Origin of the sequence: Rhodohalobacter sp. 8-1 (assembly GCF_038150125.1) — a bacterium.
Taxonomy (GTDB): domain Bacteria; phylum Bacteroidota; class Rhodothermia; order Balneolales; family Balneolaceae; genus SW132.
Map to the genome: position 1 here is coordinate 1 of NZ_JBBVMF010000058.1, position 969 is coordinate 969.

The 969-nt window shown below is 50.6% G+C and carries 1 protein-coding gene; it reads left to right on the forward strand.

Annotated features, from left to right (window positions below; all coding sequences use genetic code 11):
* Positions 1-793, forward strand: a 793-nt coding sequence (locus AABW11_RS19995) for a reverse transcriptase domain-containing protein (protein WP_340107101.1), incomplete at its 5' end; no start/stop codon positions are given.
* Between the last annotated feature and the right edge of the window lie 176 nt (positions 794-969).

The window sequence follows — 969 nt, forward strand, 5'->3', positions numbered from 1 at the left end:
CTTCGGGAGCATCGACCACGGGAAGTTGCGGGAACTACTCGATCTGCGGATAAAAGACGGTGTGATTCGCCGCATGATAGACAAGTGGCTCAAAGCGGGCGTGTTGGAAGGCGGGAGGTTGTCCTACCCGCAGGAAGGTACCCCGCAAGGAGGAGTGATTTCTCCGCTGCTGAGCAATATCTATCTGCACTATGTGCTGGATGAGTGGTTTATCGAAGCCATCCAGCCACGGTTAAAAGGCAACAGCAGTCTGATTCGCTTTGCTGACGACTTCCTGTTGTTGTTTGACAGCAAGGAGGACGCCGAGCGGGTGATGAAGGTACTGCCTAAACGCCTTGGGAAATATGGCTTAACCCTGCATCCGGAGAAAACCAAACTTGTTGAGGTGGCAGGCCGGGACAGAGACACTCCAAGAACGTTTGACTTTCTGGGCTTTACCCACTACATGGGCAAAAGCCGCAAGGGCAAACGGATTCTCAAGCGCAAAACGAGCAAGAAAAAGCTGAGGGCCTCCTTGCAGAGGTTGAAGCAGTGGATGAAGGCGGGCAGGCATAAACCTGTGAAGCAAATTATCGACGAACTCAACCGAAAACTGCAAGGTCATTATGGATACTATGGAATTACGTTCAACTTTTGCAGTCTGAACACCTACTATGAAGCTGTGAAACGATTGCTTCACAAATGGCTTAATAGGCGTGGTGGAAAACGCTACATGAAGTGGGAAGAATTTGAGAGGTTGGTGCTGTCCAGAAATCCATTAATCAAACCGCGAATTGTACACAAACTCTTTTAGCGAAACCACAAACGGAGGAACCGTATGCGGGAAATCCGCTCGTACGGGTCTGTGGGGGAGCGGGGAGGTAACGAACCGCTCTACCCGGAAGATCAAGGCGGCGAAAAAATTGGCGCGGTCACGTAATCTCTGCTACCTTTTATCAATGGTCCGCCACGCTTAATGCATGTTAACCG